At 65.9% G+C, this 22020-nt stretch carries 13 protein-coding genes and 1 riboswitch; of the genes, 2 read left to right on the top strand and 11 right to left on the bottom strand.

The features are described from left to right. Positions 1–39: 39 nt before the first annotated feature. The 4 genes from mfd to galK form a co-directional block, all read right to left on the bottom strand. Positions 40–3624, bottom strand: coding sequence for a transcription-repair coupling factor (gene mfd, locus FOC40_RS03690; protein ID WP_155844117.1), 3585 nt, complete (start codon positions 3622–3624; stop codon positions 40–42). A 53-nt stretch (positions 3625–3677) separates the two neighbouring features. After that, on the bottom strand, positions 3678–4280 hold the full coding sequence (gene pth / locus FOC40_RS03685) for an aminoacyl-tRNA hydrolase (protein WP_003795416.1): 603 nt from the start codon (positions 4278–4280) through the stop codon (positions 3678–3680). After that, on the bottom strand, positions 4270–5133 hold the full coding sequence (locus FOC40_RS03680) for an SGNH/GDSL hydrolase family protein (protein WP_003795418.1): 864 nt from the start codon (positions 5131–5133) through the stop codon (positions 4270–4272). The genes pth and FOC40_RS03680 overlap by 11 nt, the downstream gene beginning before the upstream one ends. Before the next feature lie 101 nt (positions 5134–5234). Further along, positions 5235–6482, bottom strand: a complete 1248-nt coding sequence (gene galK / locus FOC40_RS03675) for a galactokinase (protein ID WP_003795420.1) — start codon at positions 6480–6482, stop codon at positions 5235–5237. Between the two features lie 132 nt (positions 6483–6614). On the opposite strand from galK, the gene FOC40_RS03670 reads away from it, so the two are divergent. Then, positions 6615–7163 (top strand): 2'-5' RNA ligase family protein, encoded by a 549-nt coding sequence (locus tag FOC40_RS03670; protein WP_003795422.1) that lies wholly within the window; start codon positions 6615–6617, stop codon positions 7161–7163. Between the two features lie 131 nt (positions 7164–7294). Here FOC40_RS03670 and FOC40_RS03665 read toward each other — a convergent pair whose 3' ends face one another. The 3 genes from FOC40_RS03665 to glyA form a co-directional block, all read right to left on the bottom strand. Continuing rightward, entirely contained in the window at positions 7295–8122 is an 828-nt protein-coding gene (locus FOC40_RS03665; RefSeq protein WP_003795424.1) for an exodeoxyribonuclease III, read from the bottom strand. A 129-nt stretch (positions 8123–8251) separates the two neighbouring features. Beyond that, positions 8252–9160, bottom strand: coding sequence for a bifunctional methylenetetrahydrofolate dehydrogenase/methenyltetrahydrofolate cyclohydrolase (locus FOC40_RS03660; RefSeq protein WP_003795426.1), 909 nt, complete (start codon positions 9158–9160; stop codon positions 8252–8254). A 2-nt stretch (positions 9161–9162) separates the two neighbouring features. Further along, positions 9163–10446 (bottom strand): serine hydroxymethyltransferase, encoded by a 1284-nt coding sequence (glyA, locus tag FOC40_RS03655; protein WP_003795428.1) that lies wholly within the window; start codon positions 10444–10446, stop codon positions 9163–9165. Positions 10447–10485: 39 nt separating this feature from the next. Then, positions 10486–10570, bottom strand: a riboswitch (ZMP/ZTP riboswitch). Between the two features lie 309 nt (positions 10571–10879). Here glyA and FOC40_RS03650 point away from each other — a divergent pair. Continuing rightward, on the top strand, positions 10880–11575 hold the full coding sequence (locus FOC40_RS03650; protein WP_003795432.1) for a sugar transferase: 696 nt from the start codon (positions 10880–10882) through the stop codon (positions 11573–11575). Between the two features lie 853 nt (positions 11576–12428). Here the strand turns inward: FOC40_RS03650 and FOC40_RS03645 are convergent. From FOC40_RS03645 to FOC40_RS03630, 4 genes are all read right to left on the bottom strand, one after another. Then, positions 12429–13208 carry a WecB/TagA/CpsF family glycosyltransferase gene (locus FOC40_RS03645; protein WP_419555135.1) on the bottom strand — a complete coding sequence of 260 codons (780 nt, stop codon included), beginning with the start codon at positions 13206–13208 and terminating at the stop codon, positions 12429–12431. A gap of 5 nt (positions 13209–13213) precedes the next feature. Continuing rightward, complete coding sequence (locus FOC40_RS10555) at positions 13214–16684, bottom strand: fibrinogen-like YCDxxxxGGGW domain-containing protein (RefSeq protein WP_003795440.1); 3471 nt, start codon at positions 16682–16684, stop codon at positions 13214–13216. A 226-nt stretch (positions 16685–16910) separates the two neighbouring features. Next, a complete protein-coding gene (locus tag FOC40_RS03635) occupies positions 16911–20363 on the bottom strand; it encodes a fibrinogen-like YCDxxxxGGGW domain-containing protein (RefSeq protein WP_003795442.1) in 3453 nt (1150 codons plus the stop codon). Between the two features lie 116 nt (positions 20364–20479). Further along, positions 20480–21967, bottom strand: a complete 1488-nt coding sequence (locus tag FOC40_RS03630) for a flippase (RefSeq protein WP_003795443.1) — start codon at positions 21965–21967, stop codon at positions 20480–20482. Positions 21968–22020: the final 53 nt, after the last annotated feature.

The raw sequence follows: 22020 nt of genomic DNA, 5'->3' as shown, positions 1-22020 counted from the left end.
GTTGCAACGCAATAGGACCAGTGTATTCCACCACAGGCACTACTCGCCAAAAGGCACGAGAATCTTGGTCACCAGAATCTCCACCCACTCCAGGAGCGGGCCGTCGGTGAGCGGGGAACCGCCGACGCGAGACGTGAGCGGCAGGGGGACGAGAACCTGGCGAACCGCGGCCTTGATGACCGTTCCGGGGTGCAGACGCTTGAGGCGCATGACCTGGGAATCGCGCAGCTCGACGGGCGAGACGCGCAGGTACTTGCCCTGCGTGACGATCTCGGTGATCCCCGCGCGGCGCACGATCTCGCGCAGCCGCGCGACGGCGAAGAGCAGGTCAACCTGGGGCGGGATGGGACCGTATCGGTCGACGAGTTCCTCGCGCACGTCGGCTTCCTGTTCGGGCGTGGAGATGGCCGCGATCTTGGCGTAGACCTCGAGGCGCAGGCGCTCTCCGCGCACGTAGCCGTCGGGAATGTGCGCGTCGACCTGCAGGTCCATACGCACGTCCGTCTTTTCAGTGGGGGCGTCGCCTCGATAGGCGGCAACCGCGTCGGAGACCATCCGCACGTAGAGGTCAAAACCGACCCCCTCGACGTGGCCGGACTGTGCCCCTCCCAGGAGGTTTCCGGCGCCTCGAATCTCGAGGTCACGCTGAGCGACGGCTAGGCCGGCTCCCAGCTCGGTGTTGGCGGCGATCGTCTTGAGGCGCTCGTGGGCGGTCTCGGTGAGCGCCTTGTCACCGGGGTAGAAGAAGTACGCGTAGGCGCGTTCGCGGCCTCGTCCGACGCGCCCGCGCAGCTGGTGGAGCTGAGACAGGCCGAAGGTGTCGGCGCGATCCACGATGAGCGTATTCGCGTTGGAAATGTCCAGGCCCGTCTCGACGATGGTCGTACACACGAGCACGTCGAACTCGTGGTTCCAGAAGTCCTGAATGACGGCCTCGAGCTGGTGCTCGTTCATTTTTCCGTGGGCCGTGCGCACGCGCGCCTCGGGAACCAGCTCGGTGATGTGGGCGGCGACCGAAGAGATCGAGTCGACGCGATTGTGCACGTAGAAGACCTGGCCGTCGCGCAGGAGCTCGCGTCGGATCGCGGCGCTGACCTGGGCGTCCGTGTAGGCGCCGACAAAAGTCAGGACCGGCTGTCGCTCCTCGGGCGGGGTCTGGAGGATCGACATCTCGCGGATTCCGGAGATCGCCATCTCGAGCGTGCGCGGGATAGGCGTGGCGGACATCGACAGGACATCCACGTCGGTGCGCAGCGCCTTGAGCGTCTCCTTGTGCTCGACGCCGAAGCGCTGCTCCTCGTCGATGATGACGAGGCCGAGCTTCTTGAACGAAACGGTGCCGGTCAGCAGCGAATGCGTGCCGATGACCAGGTCAACCTCGCCCGAGGCCAGCCCCGCCTTGACCTCCTCGGTTTCCTTCGGGGTCGAGAAGCGCGAGAGCGTGCCAATGCGCACGGGGAAGCCGGCGTAGCGCTCGGCGAAGGTTTCCGCGTGCTGGGTGACCAGCAGGGTCGTGGGCACGAGGACGGCGGCCTGGTAGCCGTCCTGGATGGCCTTGAAGGCGGCGCGCACGGCGATCTCGGTCTTGCCGTAGCCGACGTCGCCGGTGAGCAGGCGGTCCATGGGAACGGGCTTTTCCATGTCGGCCTTGACCTCGTCGATGGTGACGAGCTGGTCGGGGGTCTCAACGTATGGGAAGGCGTCCTCGAGTTCGCGCTGCCAGGGCGTGTCGGGGCCGAAAGCGTGGCCCTTGGTCTGCTGGCGCACGGCGTACAGGCGGATGAGTTCCTTCGCGACCTCGTTAACGGCCTTCTTGGCGCGAGCCTTGGTCTTGGCCCAGTCGGCGCCGCCCATCTTGGTCAGGGAGGGATCGTCGGATCCGGTGTACTTCGAGATCTGGTCCAGCGCGTCGGTGGGCACGAAGAGCCGGTCGGCGGGCTGTCCGCGCTTGGAGGGCGCGTATTCGATGACCAGGTAGTCGCGCGTCGAGGCGGCGTCCCCGCGCCCGATCGTGCGGGAGACGAGCTCGATGAAGCGTCCGATGCCGTGCTGGTCGTGGACGATGTAGTCCCCGGGGTGCAGGGTCAGCGGGTCGACGCCCTTGCGCCTGCGCGAGGGCATGCGGCGCATGTCGCGCGTGGATGCGCCCGCGCGCCCAGTGAGGTCGCCTTCGGTGAGGATCGCGACCTTCAGGTGGGGAGTGACGAAGCCGACGCCGGCCTGCGCCGTCGTAATGGTCACGAGGCCGGGGTCGGGGCGCGCTTCCACGTTGTCCGCGAGCGCGGCCGGGCACGAGGCGTCGATGAGGATGGAGCGGATGCGTCGGCCCGGGCCGGGCCCTTCGGTGGTGACGACGATGCGCCAGCCGTCGCGGGCCAGGTCGGTGAGGTCGGCGGCGGCTCGGGCGAAGTCTCCGCGGTAGGGGTGCACGTCGCGGGCGCCCACGCGCATGAGGGTGGGCGAGACGACGACGGGCGCGGGGCCGTCCGTAGAGGGCGAGTCGGCCTCGGCCTCGTCGATCGCGGAGGCGAGGTCGGCGGGCGGCAGGTCGGTGAGCTCCCACCAGGGGCGATTCCCACTCCCCCACAGGTCTGCCAGGTCAAGGAACGAGGCCTTGGAGGCCTCGAGCGGGGTGTCGGCTCCCCCGGCGGCGGCGCTCCACGCGGCGGCGAGGAATTCCTCGGTCGTGGCGACGAGGTCGGCGGCGCGGGCACGGATGCGTTCGGGGTCGGAGGCGAGGATCGGCGAGCCTGCGGGCAGCAGGTCGAGGAGGGATTCCATGCCGCCGACGAGGATCGGAGCCAGGGATTCGATGCCGGGGGCGGCGATTCCCTCGGCGGCGAGGCTGAGCATCTCGGCGGCGCCGGGCAGGCGGTCGGCGGCCTCGCGGGCCCGGGCACGTACGGCCCGGGTGAGGAGAAGCTCGCGGCAGGGGACGGCCCACAGGCCGTCGGCGGCCTCACCGAGGGTTCGCTGGTCGGAGACGGAGAAGGCGCGGATGTCGTCGACCTCGTCCCCCCACAGCTCCACGCGCAGGGGGTGGGGTTCCTGGGGCGGGAAGACGTCGAGGATGCCGCCGCGCACGCTCATCTGGCCGCGGCCTTCGACCATGTCGACGCGCTCGTAGCCCAGCTCGGCCAGGCGGTTCGTGGTCTCGGTGAGGTCGAGAATGTCGCCGGTGCGCACGCGCACGGGTTCGAGGTCCGCCAGGCCGGAGATGATCGGCTGGAGGAAGGCGCGGATGGGGACGACGAGGACCGACATCGGCCCGGCGCTGTCGTCTCCCGTGATCGGGTGGACGAGGCGGCGCAGGACGGCGATGCGGCGCGCCATCGTATCGACCTGGGGCGAGAGGCGCTCGTGGGGCAGGGTCTCCCACGCGGGCAGCATGGCCACGCCCGGGATCCACGAGGCCAGGGCGTTGGTCAGCGATTCGGCGTCGCGCCCGGTGGCCGTGAGGACGACGAGGGGCGTGGCCGCGCGGGAGGCGACGGCCGCAAGGAGGGGTGGACGGATGCCGACGGGCGCGACGATCGTGCCGGAACGGCCGGCTTCGACGGAGTCGATGGCCGTCTCGATCGCGGGATCGGTGGTGATGTCCGGGAGAAGTCCGGTGAGTAGCACGCGCTGCCTTTCGCGGTGAGAGTGCGCGGCGACGCCCAGGGGCGCCGCCTCGATCAGGACCCGGTGTGCAGGGCCATCTGGGTGGGAGCAAATCCCTTGGTCACGATGTCTTCGACGACGTCGGCGGCCTGCTCAAAGGTCACGTCCCATTCGGGGCGTTCCTTGGAGGGCAGGGTGGCGAGCACGTAGTCGGCGGGGTCCATGCGCCCCGGCGGGCGGCCCACGCCGATGCGCAGGCGTGCGTAGTCGCGCGTGCCCAGGTGCTGGCTGAGGGACTTCAGGCCATTATGGCCGCCCTCTCCGCCGCCGACCTTGAGGCGCAGAGTGTGTGCGGGCAGGTCCATGTCGTCGTGGATGACGAGGATGCGCGAGGGGTCGATCTTGTGGAAGGTGGCGAGCGCGCTGATCGGACCGCCGGAGGTGTTCATGTAGCTGTCGGAACGCGCGAGAATCACGCGGGGTCCAGGCACGCCGCCGGGGCCGATCCCTAAGCGGACATCGGCGGTGTGCGTGCGCGAGCGGTGCGAGGTCAGGGTCGCGCCGCCGCGCGAGGCGAGCACGTCGAGGGTCAAGTACCCAACGTTGTGTCGGGTGAAGGCATACTGTGCGCCGGGGTTACCCAACCCGACGACGAGCCACGGTCCGTCAGTCGTCATACTCCGATTGTGCCACCCGCGCCGAGAGCATGTCCCACTGGGGGGCATCCTCGACGACGGGGGCTGCCTCACGTCGAGACGTGGCCCACGCGTCTGCGAAGAGCTGCGCCCACTTGGTGTACGCCGCCGAATTCGGGTGGAAGAAGTCCGCAGCGTGGTAGGCGAACGTGTAGGTCGGCAGGGAGTATTCCTGGGTGAGGGAACGCAGGTCGACAAGGTGCGCGTCGCTGTCGGAGACTGCGGACCCGATACGGTCGGACATGTCCTGCGCACGACTTTCCTGGGGCATGATGCCGAAGGACGGGATCGTGGAGACGAGCGCGTCGGCAGGCAGGAAGACGAGGACTCGACGCAGGCGCTCTTCGAACTGGCCGGGGGCCATGTCCTCGGTCATGACGTCGTTGCCGCCGATGGTCAGCGTCACCAGGTCGGGGCGGTAGGGGCCGTCCAGGAGGCCCAGGCCGCGCATCTGCGGGATCTGAGTGAGTTCCACGGACTCGATCGTGGCCCCGGAGAGGGACAGGTTGAGCAGAAGGACCTCGCGATCCATCTGCGCGGCGATCGAGGAGGCGAGGCGGGCCGGGTAGGACTCGGTGACGCGCGAGGCGCCCACACCCTGCACGGAGGAGTCGCCGAGGGAGACGATCAGGTAGGGACGCTCACCCTCGGGATGCTCGTCGAGCTCACGCAGGCGGTCCAGGGTCGCCAGGTTGTGGTTTTCCCATGCCTTGCGGTAGTCACCGCGCTGGGAATCCAGCCGCAGGAGGCGTCCAATCGCCAGGCCGCCACCAAAGAGGCTCGCACCGCCGGCTGCCGCGCCCGCTACCTGCCATGCTCGTTTGCTGATCCCCATCGGAATGTCCTTCCCTCGTGTCTGCTGTTCCTCAGTGTAACGAGGCCGGGGCCGGTGCTTCAAATGCTGAAGCACCGGCCCCTCGGTTTGTCACAGATCGCTCAGTCCAGGCGTCCGGCAGGAGCTCCCGGGAGGGATCGGATGAAGTGGGGAGGCTCCCAACCTCGCTCCGCGTAGGCGGCCGCGACGGCTCGTGCCACACCCTCCACGGCGTGCGCGTCGACGAGCGCGATCGCACTTCCGCCAAAGCCACCGCCCGTCATGCGCGCACCATGCGCGCCCGCGGCGCGGGCAGCCTCCACAGCCACATCCAGCTCCTCACAGGAGACCTCGTAGTCGTCGCGCAGCGAGTCGTGCGAATCGTTCAGGAGAGCGCCCGCGACCGCCAGACGCGTGCCGTCCAGCGGCCCCTCATCGAGAAGCTCAATGAAGGCGCGCGTGCGCGCGATTTCGGAGACGACGTGGCGCGTGCGGGCGGCCAAGCGCTCATTACCCAGCGCGGCCGTGGCCTCGCCGAGGTCCTCAACCTCCACGAGCTGGCCCACTCCCAGGATGCGCGCCGATTCCTCGCAGTCCGCGCGGCGCGACCCGTACTGGCCGTCCGCCAGCGAATGCTTGGCACGCGTATCGATGACGAGAAGCTCGAGACCCACCGCGCTCAGGTCGAAGGGAACCTGGCGCGTCGACATGTCGCGGCAGTCGAGGGCCAGCGCGTGCCCCTCGCGGCAGCGCAGGGACGCCGTCTGGTCCAGGCCACCCGTGTTCGCACCCGCCACCTGGTTTTCCGCGGCGCGCGCGGCATCCACGAGCACCTTGCGCCCCTCGTCGTTGGGGGCCTCGATCGTGCCCGCAAGACCCAGCGAGCACACTTCGTCAAGGGCAACCGCAGTCGCACACTCGAGCGCGGCGCTCGACGACAGGCCACCTCCCAGCGGCACGCACGACCACAGAGCCGCGTCAAAACCGGGCAGCGGCCCATATCCAGCCTGCTCGAGGGCCCACGCGACACCGGCGAGATAGGCGGTCCAGTGGTTAGCGACCTCGCCGGGGGTTCCCTTCGGACCGATCACGTCGAGATCGAGGACGTCGATCGCCTCGCGCGTCTGCGGCGAAATCAGGCGAATCGTCCGATCCTCACGAGGCGACAGCGCCACGTAGGCGCGGTGCGGCAGTGCGATCGGAACGCACGGACCGCCGTTGTAGTCCACGTGCTCGCCGATGATGTTGACGCGCCCGGGCGCGCTCCACACGCCCCGAGGCTCGTAGCCAAACGCGTCACGGAACAGGTCTGCGGCCTGCGCGGCCCCTTCATCGGGAGTAGCGGCGTCGGCCCACACGAGATCAGTCACAAGATCCTCCTTGGTCTCACTTCCCCAAGGCTACGTGAACGCCCTCACATCCTTCAAGCGCTACGGCCTCATCGAACCCGCCCCGACACCCGGTACAGTGGAGCCACCACAACCGCGACACAGGCAGGCCCCATGTTCCTCCCCCAACGACTCCCCGACCAGGACTGGCTCGGCGTCGTCGTCGCGATCCCCGAACCGTGGGTCACACAGCTCACCGACCTGCGCCTGCGCCTGGGAGACCTTGCAGGATCACGCATCCCCGCGCACATCACGCTGATGCCGCCCACGCCCGTCGCACGAGAAGCGCGCGCCGAAGTCATCGACCACCTGCGCTCCATCGCATCGAGGCATTCCCCCTTCCGCGTCACCCTGTCCGGCACCGATTCCTTCCGCCCCGTCTCCAACGTCGCTTTCATGACGCTGGCCGAAGGTGCTTCCGACTGCACGGACCTCGCCGAGGAGATCCGCTCCGGCCCCCTCGACCACGAGACGCGCTTTCCGTATCACCCTCACGTAACGCTGGCTCAGGACGTCGACGACGTCGCCCTGGACATGGCACTCGACATCGGCGCAACCGTTGAGGCCTCCTGGATCGTTCCCGGTTTCCGTCTGGACCGCATCGCCCCCTCGGGCATCTATTCGTCGATGGCCCTCTTCGACTTCGACGCCTCCGGCCACTGATTCCCTGCCACCAGCCCTGCGCACACTGGTATCCGGGCGCCGGAGGCAACGGCCATCCACGGGCACCTCAACACACACGAAAGGCCGCGGCCCAGGGAGCATTCCCAGGCCACGGCCTCGTCGTTGAAATGTCAGATCTCGTAGGTCACCGAGACCGGCGCATGATCCGAGAAGCGCTCCGCGTACTCGTCGGCGCGGCCGATCTCGAAGGAACGCGCGCGCTCGCCCAGGGCGGGCGTCGCGTACTGGTAGTCGATGCGCCAGCCCGCGTTGTTGACGAAGGCCTGGCCGCGCCACGACCACCACGAGTAGGGGCCCTGCACATCGCCGGCCAGGTCGCGCACGGTATCGCGCCACCCCTCCTCCACCCATCGGTTGAGGAAGGCGATCTCCTCGTCGAGGACGCCGGCGCGCTTGTTGTGGTTCGGTTTCCAGTTCTTAATGTCAGCCTCCGAGCGCACAACGTTGAAGTCGCCGCACACGAGCGAGGAGATGCCACCGCCAGCCTCTTCGGCGATGAGCTCAGCCATGCGCGCGCCGATGCGGGGCAGGTGCGCCATCTTGGCCTCCTGCTTGGGAGTATCCTTCTCGCCCGAATGGAAGTAAGCGGAGACGACGCGCACGGGGGTGTCGCCGCCCTCGGGACGCACGACGGCCTCAAGCCAACGACCCGAATCCACGTCCGTCTCGGCCTCGTCGAGAATCAGGCGAGGCTCGCCTTCCAAGACCGCGCGCCCGCGTCGCACTGCTACGCCTACACCCGCGCGCCCCTTGATACGACAGGGAACCCACACGCTCTCCCAGGCCTCGCCCATGATCTCACGAGAGATCTCCTCAGGCGCGCGCACCTCCTGCATGAGCAGCACATCCGTATCGCTTGCCTCCAGCCAGTCGAGGAATCCACGCTTGTGGGCGGCGCGGATGCCGTTCAGGTTCACGGTGGTCACCGTCAGAGTCATCGTTTTCTCCTTACGCGAGTTTTCTTCAGTCTAGAGGAACGAGGAGGCGCGGCGAGGAATGGACATCCTCACCGCGCCTCCGCTGCGTTCGCGCGCGACCTCCATGTTTACCGAGGCCACGCGCGCCTGTCAGTTCGCGCTGATTCCCGCCTGGCGTTCGGCTGCCTCGACGACGTTCGTCACGAGGAGGGCCCGCGTCATCGGGCCAACACCGCCGGGGTTGGGGCTGAGCCAGCTGGCCACCTCATCGACGCCGTCCGCGACGTCGCCCATCAGTCGAGCCTTGCCGTCCTCGCCCTGCACGCGGCTCACGCCGACGTCGAGGACGATGGCGCCGGGGGCCACCATGTCGCGGGTGATAATCCCCGCGGAGCCCGCCGCGGCCACGATGACGTCCGTACGACGCACGTGATCAGCCAGGTCGGTCGTACCCGTGTGGCACACGTCGACCGTCGCGTTCACTTCCTTGCGCATGAGCAGCAGGCCGATCGAACGACCCACGGTCACGCCTCGACCGATGACACACACGTTCTTGCCGGCCAGGTCGATCCCATGGCGTTCCATGAGCTCGATGACCGCGCGCGGCGTGCACGGCAGAGGCGAATCGATGGGCCCCGAGCCTCGCAGCACGAGGCGTCCGAGGTTCATCGGATGCAGGCCGTCAGCGTCCTTCGCGGGGTCGATACGCTCCAGGACGGCGTTCGTATCGATGCCGCGCGGCAGGGGCAGCTGCACGATGTAGCCCGTGCAGGCAGGATCCGCGTTGAGCTGATCGATCGCGGCCTCCACCTGTTCTTGCGTCGCGTCGGCGGGCAGGTCCACACGGATCGACTCGGCGCCGATCTGAGCGCAATCGCGGTGCTTGCCGGCGACGTAGGCGACGGACCCGGGGTCCTCGCCCACGAGGATCGTACCGAGGCCCGGGACAACCCCGGCCTCGCGCAGACGATCGACGCGCTCCTTCAGCTCCGCCTTAATGGCGGCAGCGGTCGCCTTGCCATCCAGGACCCCGGCGGGGCCCTCCCAGGGAGCCCTCACGATCAGAGCCCGGCGTACAGCGGGTGCTTGTCCGTCAGCTTCTTGACGCGGGCGCGCAGGGCGTCCACCTCAACGTTGCCGCCGGACGCCCCCTGAGACAGGGTCGTGCCAATGATGTCCGCAACCTCGGCGAAGTCCTCGGCGTCGAAACCACGCGTCGCAAGGGCAGGGGTGCCGATGCGCAGGCCCGAGGTGACGGCCGGCGGACGAGGGTCGAAGGGAACGGCGTTGCGGTTGACGGTAATACCGACCTCGTGCAGCAGATCCTCGGCCTGCTGACCGTTGAGCTCGGAGTCAACCAGGTCAACGAGGACGAGGTGCACGTCGGTGCCGCCCGTGACCAGCTTGATGCCGGCCGTCTTCGCGTCGTCAGCGCCCAGGCGCTCGGCGATGATCTGCGCACCCTCGAGGGTGCGGCGCTGGCGGTCCTTGAATTCGTCGGTCTGCGCGACCTTCATGGCGATGGCCTTCGCAGCGATCGCATGCATGAGGGGGCCGCCCTGCTGGCCGGGGAACACCGAAGAGTTCAGCTTCTTGCCCCACTGCTCGCCGCGCGAGGACAGGATCATGCCAGAACGAGGACCACCCAGGGTCTTGTGGACCGTCGTCGTCACCACATCAGCGAAGGGGACGGGGTTCGGGTGCAGTCCCGCGGCCACGAGGCCCGCGAAGTGAGCCATGTCCACCCAGAGGGCGGCGCCGACCTCGTCCGCGATGTCGCGGAAGGCCTGGAAGTCAAGGTGACGCGGGTAGGCGGACCAGCCGGCGATGATGACGCGCGGACGCTCCGCGAGGGCAGCCTCACGGACCTTCTCAGGCTCGATGCGCATGGTCTCGCGGTCAACCTCGTAGGCGACGGCCTTGTAGTTCTTGCCCGAGAAGTTCAGGCGCATGCCGTGGGTCAGGTGACCGCCGTGAGCCAGCGACAGGCCGAGGATCGGGTCGCCGACGTTCGCCATAGCCATGAGTGCGGCGGCGTTGGCCTGCGCACCGGCGTGGGGCTGAACGTTGACGTAGTCGCCGCCGAAAACCTGCTTCGCACGTTCGATGGCGAGAGACTCTGCGACATCCACGAACTCGCAGCCACCGTAGTAGCGGCGGCCCGGGTAGCCCTCGGCGTACTTATTCGTAAGGACCGAGCCCTGCGCCTCGAGGACGGCGCGCGGGACAAAGTTCTCCGAGGCGATCATCTCAAGAGTGTCACGCTGGCGACCAAGCTCGGCGTCCAGAACGGCCTGAATCTCAGGATCCAGCTGCGCAAGTGTCATGTCATTGAGGGAATCCATGGGGTTCTCCTATTGATCATCCGATGATGGTTGGCAGTGGCCTCTAGCCCAGGCGGGCGGCTATCGATGCCGACGCGTCGCTCCCCGGTGGTGGCCCACCTGTTCGCCAGTCACGACACACCTACCAGTCTATCGCTCGGTGGTTTTCCATGCATTCTGCCAAGGTGTCAACGCCCTACCAGCCGGTCACATGAGTTTTCCAGCGCTCCTGGAAAACTCTCGCCGTGCACGAAATCACAGCTATTTTTCGCTTGTACTTGACCCTTTGGTTAGCAACCAAGCTAACCATGTGGATAGACTAGAGTTAACACCTAACGGTGACTGAGTTGCGCAGTTGATATCTACCCAGTAGATATCCCAGTTCGGAGCGGTTTTCACCGCTCTAACCATCACGCAGCATTTGAGTTTGAGGAAGTAGAAGGAAGACGCACAGATGACAACTTTGACGAAGCCCACTGCACGAGCCGCCTCGACGGCTCTCGCATTCGAGCACGCGTCGGATCTTGCCGCCTCCGCCGACAATGCGATTAAGCGCATGTGCGACTTTTTCGCTGCCCTCGTCGGAATCATCCTACTGACGCCACTCTGGATCATCGTCGCCCTCATGGTGCGCCTGAACGACGGAGGCCCCGCCTTCTTCACGCAGGAGCGCATTGGCCTCAACGGAACAACTTTTACCATGTACAAGTTCCGCACCATGCGCATGGACGCTGAAGAACTCAAGGCCTCCCTCACGGAAGCCAACGAAGCGGACTCCTCTGCCGGAAATTCGATCATGTTCAAGATGGCGAACGATCCGCGTGTTACGCGCATCGGGGCCTTCCTGCGCAAGACCTCCATCGACGAGCTTCCCCAGCTGTTCAACGTGCTGCGTGGCGACATGTCGCTCGTCGGGCCGCGCCCCCCGCTCCCCAGCGAGGTCGCTCAGTACGAGTCGCGTGTCATGGGCAAGTTTGCCGTTCGCCCCGGCATTACGGGCCTCTGGCAGATCTCCGGCCGCTCGAACCTCTCCTGGGATGAGACCGTCCACCTGGACCTCTCCTACGCCCAGCACCGCTCCCTCACCCTCGACGCGTGGATCATACTTCAGACCATCCCCGCGATCCTGCGTCACGAGGGGGCCTACTAAGCCTTTCCTCTCTGTGTGTGATTAGGTGTGGCCCGAGCCAATTGGCTCGGGCCACACCTTTATCTTTAACGCCCCACCACGGCCGCACATCACCGCAACCTCTAGGCAATTCACACCGGCTTGGACAGCGCGGTGAGGCCCCATCGCAGTACCTCATGGCAGTGCTCACACAATGAGCAGTTCATAAGTCTCACGAGAGTGTGACACCGGCACACAGGAGCCCCTTTGCCACCCGCATCCCAGGGATCCGTCGCACCCTCATAATGGTTTGTGTGGGCTACACCATTCACTGCATAACCCTTTTAAGCATCCATCCGGAAGCGTTGTGAGACACGCTCAGCGCCACTCCCCCTCCCCCACGCGCGTCCCTCATGCACTCCCGAAAGCCGACCAGGCTCTCACACGAAAGAGACCCTGACCTGCGAGCGCGCACCTTCACGCAAACCCTGTTGCTGACCGAGCTTCGAGACACAGGACGACAGGATTGACCGATAAGAGCCTCGAGCCCCACTTGCCGCGGGCATGGGCCGGGAGGATATGCCATGACGATACGGATAGGTTATGGCGATCTGGATAGGTTGGAGCGATCTGAATAGGAAAGTAACCTATCCAGAACTGCCGTTCCTATCCAGAACAACCCGTTGCAGTCGCCTGAAGCGCACGTCGCCAGATACGGGGGGCTGACCACACTAGGCGCACACAATGCCAGATGACAGCAGGTAGAAACAACAGCCCCTACGCGCCAGCAGCCTTCACGACCCACCAGTGGGCAGCGCCAGCCTATTCGGCAACGTGGAGGAGGCCGGACCCCTGCGGGTCCGGTCTCCTCCACAACGACTAGCGTCAACCTCGGTCAGCGAAGCGTCACGCCACCGACCAGTCCGAGATCGTCGAAGCTACCCATTGCCTCGAGCCGCGAGATGAGCTCGGGCGCGTGAGCGACGAAGTCGAGGGCTTCGACGGTGTAGCGCTTGGTGAGCCGCTTGGGCTCGTGCGCGATGCGCCAGGCCCACCCGAGGCGGGCGGCGTGCACCCAGGTCGGGAAATAGTCGTCGGCAGCGCGCGCGTACTGGTCGATCCAACCGCCCGCGGTGCACACAGACGCCTCGGGCAGGAGGTCGAGAACGAACGACGCGACGACCTCCTGGAGGCCGGCCCCCAGGCCGACGATCACGAGGCGCGGATCGAAGGCAGTGAGCACCGAAGGATCGGCCTTCAGCCGACGAAGCCCCTCATACCCGTCAATGACCTGTACATCGAAGCGATGCAGGCGATCGGCTGCGGCCTGACCGGCCTCGGGCACAGCCCCGATGAGGGCGATGCGGGTGCCATCCTCAAGGCGTTCGAAGACGTGCGGCAGGACGAGGTCCGCAGAGGTGCGGGCGACCTCGTGGCCTGCTGCGCGCAGACGCATCTGCAGGAGGGTCCCATCGAAGCCGACAGCGTGCATGCGGGCAAGCGCACGGAAGTCGGCATGCAGGAGGGACCAGTGGTTGAGCCACGTGGTCGTGTGCCCTCGAGTGAGCACGCGCTGTGCCATCGCGTCGAACGCGGGATCGGTCGCGGGGGCGCCGACCGCGCCGGCAGCTTCGGGTTCAGCCTCGCCGCCGGCGGGAGTTGACGTCGCGGTCATGGAGATCACCTCACCAGGCTTGCCTTGAGATCGAAGGTTACGGATGCCGCATTCGCGTAGTTGGCGTGCGTTTCAACCGCGATACGGTTGACGCCGTCCCTGAGCACCTTGCGAGGTACCGCGATGCGCACAATGTTGTTCTTCGCCGTAGCGAGGCCCACGTTGGAGGAGGCTCGCGTATTGGCGTCGATCGTGCCTTCGGGCATGTTCACGCGCTTGATTTCGGTGCCGTTGATGTAGATGACTGCACCATCGTCAACGCGGACGTTGAGAATGACCTCGAAGTCAGCGCTGAGGGTACCGAAGTTGACGTCACGCACGAAGTAGTTCGTGATGGCTCGGTCCGCTGCCGGCAGCGTGAAGGGCGTACCGGCGTCACGGTCACCCCAGCCAAGCGGGCTGGCGCCGTGCTTCCACGAGGACAGGTCGGCGGTGGAGTTCCACGCCGGGTCCGGAGTTTCCTTGGAGTTCCAGTAGTTCCAGTACATGCCGGGGTACAGGAAGTTACCGAGGTTCATCGCGGAGACATCGAGCACCTCGAGGGGCTTGTCCGGGTCGGGCGTGAGCGGAACGTCCGGCTGCGGCTGGGGCGCCGGCTCCGGATCGGGCTCGGGATCGGGTTCCGGAGTAGGCTCGTCGCCCTTGGTGACGACCTTGACCATACCGTCGATGGTCATCGACGAGCTGGAGCGGTAGTTCAGGTGCGTTTCGACGGCCAGCGTGTTCGTACCGGCGACCAGCTTGTCCGCGGGGACGAAGACCAGCTGTCGGTCGGCGCGCGCGGCGGGCGTCGTGACGGACGCGTTCGCGAAGGTCGAGGCGTCAACCGTTCCATCGTCCATGCGCTGGCGGTCTACTTCGTTGCCGTTGACGTACACCACGGCTCCGTCGTCGGCCGTCACGGCAACGTTCACGCCGCCGATGGCGGTCGGGTCAGCGACCGTGAAGTTGATGCGCGCGTAGGTGGTGACAGGGCGGTTCTTGGCCGCGCCCGGGGTCAGTGTCGTGTTGATTCCGGGGCCACCGTAGCCGATCGGCGAGGCACCGCGACTCCAGGCGGAGTCGTCGAACGAGGTCTGGGCCCAGTTCTCGGCGACCGGATCGGTCGACCAGTGGTACGCCCAGGCGTCATCCTCGTCGACGAGCAGCGTGGCACCGTCGGGCTGGGTGGGCTTGCCGTTGGAGTCGACCGTGTAGACATGGGTCGAGGCACCGCGCAGGCCGTCGGAGGCCACCGCGCGCACGAAGAAGCGATTCTTGCCGCCCAGGGGAACGGTCACGGAGTTCGAGGTCGTGGTGGCGATCGGACGATCGTCACGCAGGATGTCGTAGGAGACGGCACCGGGCACGGAGGACCACTTGAGCGTGACATCCTTGGAGTTGCCGTCGGAGGCGCGCAGGTTCGCGGGAACCGCGGGGGCGGTGGCGTTGCGGGCGGGCATGCGCACGAAGCCACCGGACCACTGGCCCGAGGTCAGCGACGTGTAGGAGTAGTTGAAATCGCCGCCGGCCCACAGGGCACCGTCGTCAGCCATTTCGAGGGCCCACGCGCCGCTGGAGCGCAGGGAGCCGAGGCGGTAGGGGGTCCAACCGAGCTGGCGGCCCGTGGCCTCGTCCCAGCCGCCGACCCACTGAATCTCGTCGGCTCGCGTCCACGTGGTGCCCAGCGTCAGGTACTGGTAGGCATCCTGGAAGGCGTAGTCGGAGCAGTGGCACGACGCGTAGACGACGCCAGTGGCGGACCGGGTGCTGGCTTGAAGGTCACCGCCGTTGTACATGGTGATGGAGCCCGAGGTGCGCGTCATCGTGTCGGAGTTGTAGCCGAAGAGCGAGTGCTGCGAGCCACCGAAGTAGACGCGGCCGTTGGCGGCCGTCACGGTCTGCTGGTACTTGCCGATCAGGTAGGAGTGACGGAAGGTCCAGGACTGGTCGAGTTCGGCGCCGGCTGCCGTGGACAGGCGGCCAGCGTTTTCGACGACGCGGTCGTGGGCTCGGGTGAAGTAGCCGGCCGCGTAGTAGTAGGCCTCGTTCTCGTCGACGTCGATATCGATGACGGAGCCGTTGAACTCGGGGTTCCACGAGCGGTCGGGCTTGCCATTGATGTCGAGGCGGGCGCCGTTACGGGCGTAGGTCCACGACGCGCCGTTGCCCTGGAAGTGCGTGAAGATACCGCCCAGATAGATGTGGTCGTTGATGATCTTGATGGACTTGACCGAGACACGGCCACCGTTGGTGCCGGTGCGCGCCTGCAGGGTCCACGACGGGTCGATCTGGCCGGTCGCAGGGTCGATCAGAACGGTGCCGACGTGGGTCTCACCGTTCACCTTTGTGAAGTCGCCGGCCACGAGAAGCTTGCCGTTGGGCAACTCGGCGAGGTCCTTGACCTGGTTGTTGAAGGAGAACGTCTGACCGTTCCACTCCCCCGTCGTCGCGTCGAAGCCGGCAAGACCACTGGAGGCGATTTCCTGGCCGTTCTTGCCTTTCTTCACGCCGGTGAAGTTACCGCCCACGTACATCGTCGAGCCGATCTGCTCGAAGGCCTGAACCTGGATGTTACCTTCCTGGACGGAACCGTTGAGGTTGCCGGCCACGCCCCAAGACATCGGCGACGCGAACTCAGAAGCGGTAGCCTTCTGCTTCTTGGCGGGCGTCCCACCGTCACCGATGGCGCGGAAGCTGGCGTCCGTGGAGCGCAGCTGCGGGCGCACGTAGGCCTCGGCGTAGGGGTTGATGATCGAGCCGTTGCGGTGGAAGTACGACGTCGAGGAGGACGTGTCGTACCAGGAGGTTGCGAGGGGGCCGTAGCCCCAGCCGAGCGTGTACTTGTTCTGCGCGGAGGCGATGAGGTTGACGTAGCCCCAGGAGGTGTTGGTACCGAAGCCTGCCCACACAATGCCACCCTGGACCCACCATTCGTGGTCGAACTTCACATCCACCGGGTGAGCGCTCTTGAACGGCCAGATGAAGTCACGCATCTTCGGGAAGCGCATGCGCACGGTCTGGTAGGCGGTGCCCTTGTGGTTCGAGGCACGCTGGACCATGAGGCCGTCCTCAAGGTCGGAGACAGAGGTGCCGCCCAGTAACCCATTGACCGTCTGGTGTGAGGCCTGCACGACTTCGAAGTCACCGGCGGTACGCGGACGGGTCTTGAGCTTCTCCTGGTCGCCCTGTCCCTGGCTCCACGTCTCCCACCCTTCACGGCCACGACCGATGAGAACCCAGCCGCCGCCGTCAGTGGTCTGATCGCAGAAGAACTGGCCGGGCGCGTCCATGGTCGAGGTCTGCAGCCAGTACGTTCCATTCTGGGAACGCGGGTCGTTCTGCTTGATTTCCCAGCACGAGGCCGCGGCCGTGGCCGCGCTCAGGCCATCGTGGAGCGGGTCGGTGGCGGCGTGGGCAGCCGGGGAGAACGCAAGCACGCTCAGGCTGGTCACTGATGCCAGTCCAAGCGCCAAGCAACGGCGCATAAAACTCATGGGGTCCTCACGGGTATCGTGTAAATGGTTACTTCTATAGTGTCACGATAATTGCCACCGCTCAACCACTTGGTTAGGACCAGGTGGGAGCCGTTTACCACATACAAGTCAACCCCCGCCAAAAAGGTGGGGGTTGCACTTGTCAGCACGATTCACGAGCTGGAATGAACGAATGTCTCTGGCTCATGCCTCACACAAACGCGGGCGAAGAACAACGATTCTTCCCTTATTTCACAAGAGTCGCGTTCAGATCGAAGGTCATCGAGGGCGAGCCCTTGTAGTTGAGGTGCTCCTCAACACCGATGCGATTCACGCCGCTCGTCAAGAGGCTGGCGGGGATGGTGACCTCGAGCAGATCGGAGGCTGCCTTGGCGGCGCTCACGGCCGAGTTCGCGTAGGTGGTGTGAGTAATTTTGCCATCGGACATACGTTTCATGTCGATGATCGTGCCATTGACTCGCAGGACGACGCCGTCATCCGCACGCACCTTGACGGTCAGCGTGGTGTTCGGGGTGATCGGGCCCAGGTCGATGTCGCGCGCGAAGTAGTACGTGATCGCACGATCCTTCTTGGCGATATCGAGGGCGGTTACCGCGGCGGAGTCTCCCCAGCCGATCGGGCCGGAGCCACGGTTCCAGCTCTGGAGGGAGCCGGTCGTCGCCCAGTCGGAGGCGGGAGCATCCGTCGAGGTCCAGTAGTTCCACTCGTCCCCAGTGTGGATGACTGTGCCGGACTTGACGGAGGCCGCGTTGATCGGCTGCGTCGCGTCGGTCGGCTCGGTGCTGCGCTCGGTGGGAACGGAGCTGTTGTCGTCCGGGGTGCCTTCCACGCGGAAGATGGAGGCCTGCATGGCCACGGTCGCGGTGCGCATGTAGTTGACGTGCGTTTCCACGGCGATGACGTTGTCACCGGTCTTCAGGGCCGACGCGGGCACGAAGATCTCGGAGGGCGATGCAGAGGCCGCAGCGAAGTTGGGAGCGGCATCGGCACGGGTCGTGTAGCTCACCGTGCCGGCACCCATGCGGGTACGGTCCACCTCGACGCCGTTGATGTAGACGACGGCGCCATCGTCGGCCAGGTACTTGACGTTAATACCCTTGAGGCCCTTCGCGTCGGCGACCCGGAAGTGCGTGCGGTAGTAGGTCGTCACGGGGCGCGAGCCCTTGGTGGCGATCTGGGTCGCGATCGCGGAATCGCCGTAGCCCAGGGGGGCTGCGCCGGTCGGCCACGCGGAGTCGTCGAACGAGGCCTGGGCCCAGTTCTCGGGGGCCGCGCTGGCGTCAGAGCGGTAGTTCCACGTCGCATCGGCCTCAAGGAGGACCGGGTTGGAGGCGTCCACCTGACCGGGGGCCGGGGCGGTGTAGACCGCGGTGGTTGCGGAGCGGTTGCCCTCGGCGTCAACGGCGCGCACGAAGTAGCGGTTCTCGCCGCCGCGCGGCACCTCGACGGTGGTGGTCTCGGAGGTGGCGATCGGCCGATCGTCGCGCAGGATCTCGTAGGACACGGCGTCGGCGATGCCTTTCCAGGCGAGGGTCACGGTGGAATCGTTGGACGCGGAGGAGCGCAGGTAGGAGGGCGCCTCGGGCGCGACGTTGTCGCGGCTATCGTAGCGGGCGAAGCCGCCGTTCCACTGGGTGCGCGTGGCATCGGTGTGGGAGAGGGTGAAGTCGCCGCCCACCCACAGATTGCCGTAGTTATCGGTCGTCAGCGCCCAGGCGCCGGTCTTGCGGCGCGAGGAGAGCTCGAAGGGAGTCCACTTCAGGTTCTCGCCGGTGGCTGCGTCCCACGCGCCGACCCACTTGATCTCGTCGACACGCGACCAACTGGAGTCCATCTGCCACAAGTACATGTCCTGGTAGGAGGCATCGGAGCAGTGGCAAGACGCATAGATGATGCCCTTCGAGGACACGGTACTGGCCTGCAGATCGCCACCCCTACTGAAGGTCACGGAGCCGGAAACACGCTTGTTGGAGCCGGCGTCGTAGCCGAAGAGCGAATGCTCGGATCCGCCAATGTACACGCGGTTGCCGGCCGTCGCGATGGTCTGCTGGTACTTGCCTGCGGTGGTCGTCGAGGGCTCGAACACGAAGGAGGTGTCCTGGGCGGCGCCGGGCTGAGTGGAGAACTTGGCGGCGTACCAGGCACGCTCGGTGCCGTGAGCCTTGGTGAAGTGGCCGCCGGCGTAGAAGGAGCTGTTGGCTTCGGAGACGCCCACAGCCTGGACCGAGCCGTTAATCTCGGGGTTCCACGAGCGGTCGGGGCGCGAGGAGAGGTCAACACGGCCGGCGTTTCGGGCGTAGACCTTGGAGCGACCACCACCGCTGAGATGCGTGAAGGATCCACCAATGTAGACGTTGCCATCGTAGTAGGCGAGCGAACGCACGCTCACTGCACCACCACGAAGAGCATTCGAGACCTGCAGGTTCCACGACGAGTCGACCTGGCCGGTCGACGGATCGATGACGGCGGTTCCGACGTGAGTTTGTCCGTTGACCTGCGTGAAGTCACCACCGACGAGGAGTCGGCCGTCGGGTAGGGCGAGGAGGGCCTTGACCTGCGCGTTGAAGTCGAAGGTCTGGCCGGTGAAGTCGCCGGTGGACACGTCGAAGGCCGCGAGACCGCGCGAGGAAATCTCGGTGCCCTTGTCGCCCTGCTTGACGCCGGTGAAGTTGCCACCGACGTACATGGTGGAGCCGACCTGGGCGAAGGCCTGGACTTGGATGTTGCCCTCGGCGTACGAGCCGTTGAGGTTACCGCTCACGCCCCACGAGGTCTTAGCTGCGTACTGCGAGACGGCGCGAGTGACGGTGCTGGCCGGAAGTCCCTCATCGGAGATGCGGGAGAACGACGCGTCCTCGGAGCTCAGGCGTGGACGCATGTAGGCCTCCGCGTAGGGGAACACTGTCTGACCAGACTTGCGCAAAAAGGAGCCACGGGAGGTGACGTCACCACCCCAACTGGCGGCCACGGGGCCATAGCCCCAGCCGATCTGCCAGCCGGTACGGGCAGACGGGTAGACCTGCAGGGCGTTCCAGCCCTGATCGTAGCCGGAGGTGTTCCACATGATGTCGCTGACTGGGCCGCGCTTGTCCATCGAGATACTGATGGGATGTGCCATCTTGAAAGGCCACACGAAGTCGGTCATCTTCTGGAAGCGGATATCCAACGACTGGTAGGAATGTCCGGAGGGGCTCGACGAACGCATGACGCGCACGCCGTCGGCCTGATCCTTAACCGGCACGTTATTGAGCAGCTGATTCACGGTGTCATTGGAGAGCTGAACAACGTCGAAAGCGCTCGCGTCACGCCCGCGGGTGGTCAGCTTCGCGGGATCTCCCTTGCCGCCACTCCAGGCCTCCCAGCCTTCACGGCCGCGGCCGATCATGACCCAGCCGCCACCATCTGTCGTCTGGTCACAAAAGAACTGTGCAGGGTGATCCATGGCGGGGGTCTGCAGCCAGTACGCTCCGTCGGAAGCGCTGGGATTGCGCTGCTTAATGTCCCAGCACGACGCGGCGGCAGTCGCGGCGCTCGAACCGTCGCGAACGATAGCCTGACCGGGTGCAGAATCTCCCTGACCTGTGCCAACAGCGTGAGCCATCGGAGCGAGCGCGAGGGAAGCGCAGGCGACAATCGGCGCAGTTGCAAGGATTGCAAGGCGCGAAATCGCAGAAGCCATGACACGACCTTTCGGAGGGAACAGAAACTTGTTGCATAAAGAATTACACAACAATCCCCGTTCAATCAACCGAATGGTCACGTCAGACTTTCACAGGTGCGCCACACACCCCATTCCTACCCCCTGCGACGCCTCGCTAGGGACCCAAGTCCCGACAGGTGCAGACGATCCCTAAACACCCAGCAAACACAAGCGAAAACCAGGACCGCGAGTGCCGATCCGACAATGGTCGCAACGAAAGAGTCGCGCCCCAGCCACCACGCTATACACCCGCCCGGAATCACCGCAGACACGCCCACAACAAGGATCGGCTTGACCACTTCCGACAATTTCGGTGTCACACCGATAAACCGCGAGACCTGAATGGTCGCCATGGCCGCGTCAAGCACCATGCACACAGCCCACACGATCGCCGCGGCAACCATTCCTCCACGCGGAATAAAGATGACGTTACCCACAACGTTGAGCGTAAGGACCACGATCTTGTTGACCGCCGCCCACCCGGAGCGTCCACTCATGATGAGCAGCGAGTGAATGTTTCCCGCCATGAAAGTCACGATGGAGCCGATGCACAGGACCACGAGGACGTTCGCGCCGGGAGCGAAGCCATCACCGAGGATGCGCATGAGCGCGGGCGCGTAGATCGCCATGAGGGCGTAGATGGGGGCCGCGAACAGGACGAGCCAGATCGAGGCCGTGCTGTAGAGGTCGCGCAGCTCCTTCGTCTTACCCTGGTGCAGGAGTTTGGAGAACTGCGGGGAGACGACGACCCGCAAAGCCGTGTCGACGACCATGCCCGCCTGAATGAAGCGAATGGCGCCACCGTAGATGCCCGAGGCCGCATCGCCCGCCAGGAGACCGACGAGGAGGACATCGAGCCACTGCAGCGCCTGCTCGAGACCAGCGGTGAGGGTGCGAGGAAGCGCGAAGGACACGACCTGACGACGCCGCTGAGCGGTCGGCCAGCGACCCACCGAGTCGGCCGCCGAGGGCATGTGTCGCAGCAGCAGCCACCACGCGGCAACGTGGACGACGACGAAGGGCAGCGCCCAGGCGACAGACACGAAGGCCAGCGACCCGGTGAACGCGGCCGCGAGCGCAACGAGGAGGGGGCGCAGGCCGGGCAGCAGCAGGTTCTGAATGAGGACGTACTCGCGCATGTTGCCGAGCGCCCGCAGGGCGGCGGATGCGACCAGGGTGAGGGCACCGATCGGTACGAACCACAGGACGGCCCGGGTGGACGCCGCAACCTCGGCGTTCCAGATCAGGGGAGCCACGGCCTCGAGAATGAGGACGCACACGGTGGACACGCCCACAGTCATGGAGGCCATGAAGGACAGGGTCGCGCGGATCTCCTCGGGCGCATCCAAAGATAGGCGCGGCATCAGGTAGATGGCGGTGGAGTCGAGGCCCACCTTGGCCAGGGCCATGACGATCGCGAAGACGCCGGTTGCCTGGGTGACGATACCCGCGCCCTCGGCACCCAGCATGCGCGACAGGATGATCGTGAACGCGAAGCCCAGGACCGCGGAGGCAGCCGCTCCAACGAAGCCGACGATGCCCCCGCGCGCGAGGGAACGCCTGGCTTGATTTGCCTCACTCATGATCAACCTTCCCGCTACCGCGCGGTAGCCTTTTTCTATAACCTACCGATGGG

Source organism: Schaalia odontolytica, from assembly GCF_009730335.1.
Taxonomy (GTDB): Bacteria; Actinomycetota; Actinomycetes; order Actinomycetales; family Actinomycetaceae; genus Pauljensenia; species Pauljensenia dentiphila.
Note: the sequence above shows the minus strand (reverse complement) of the source record. Positions and strands in the feature narration are given on the sequence as shown.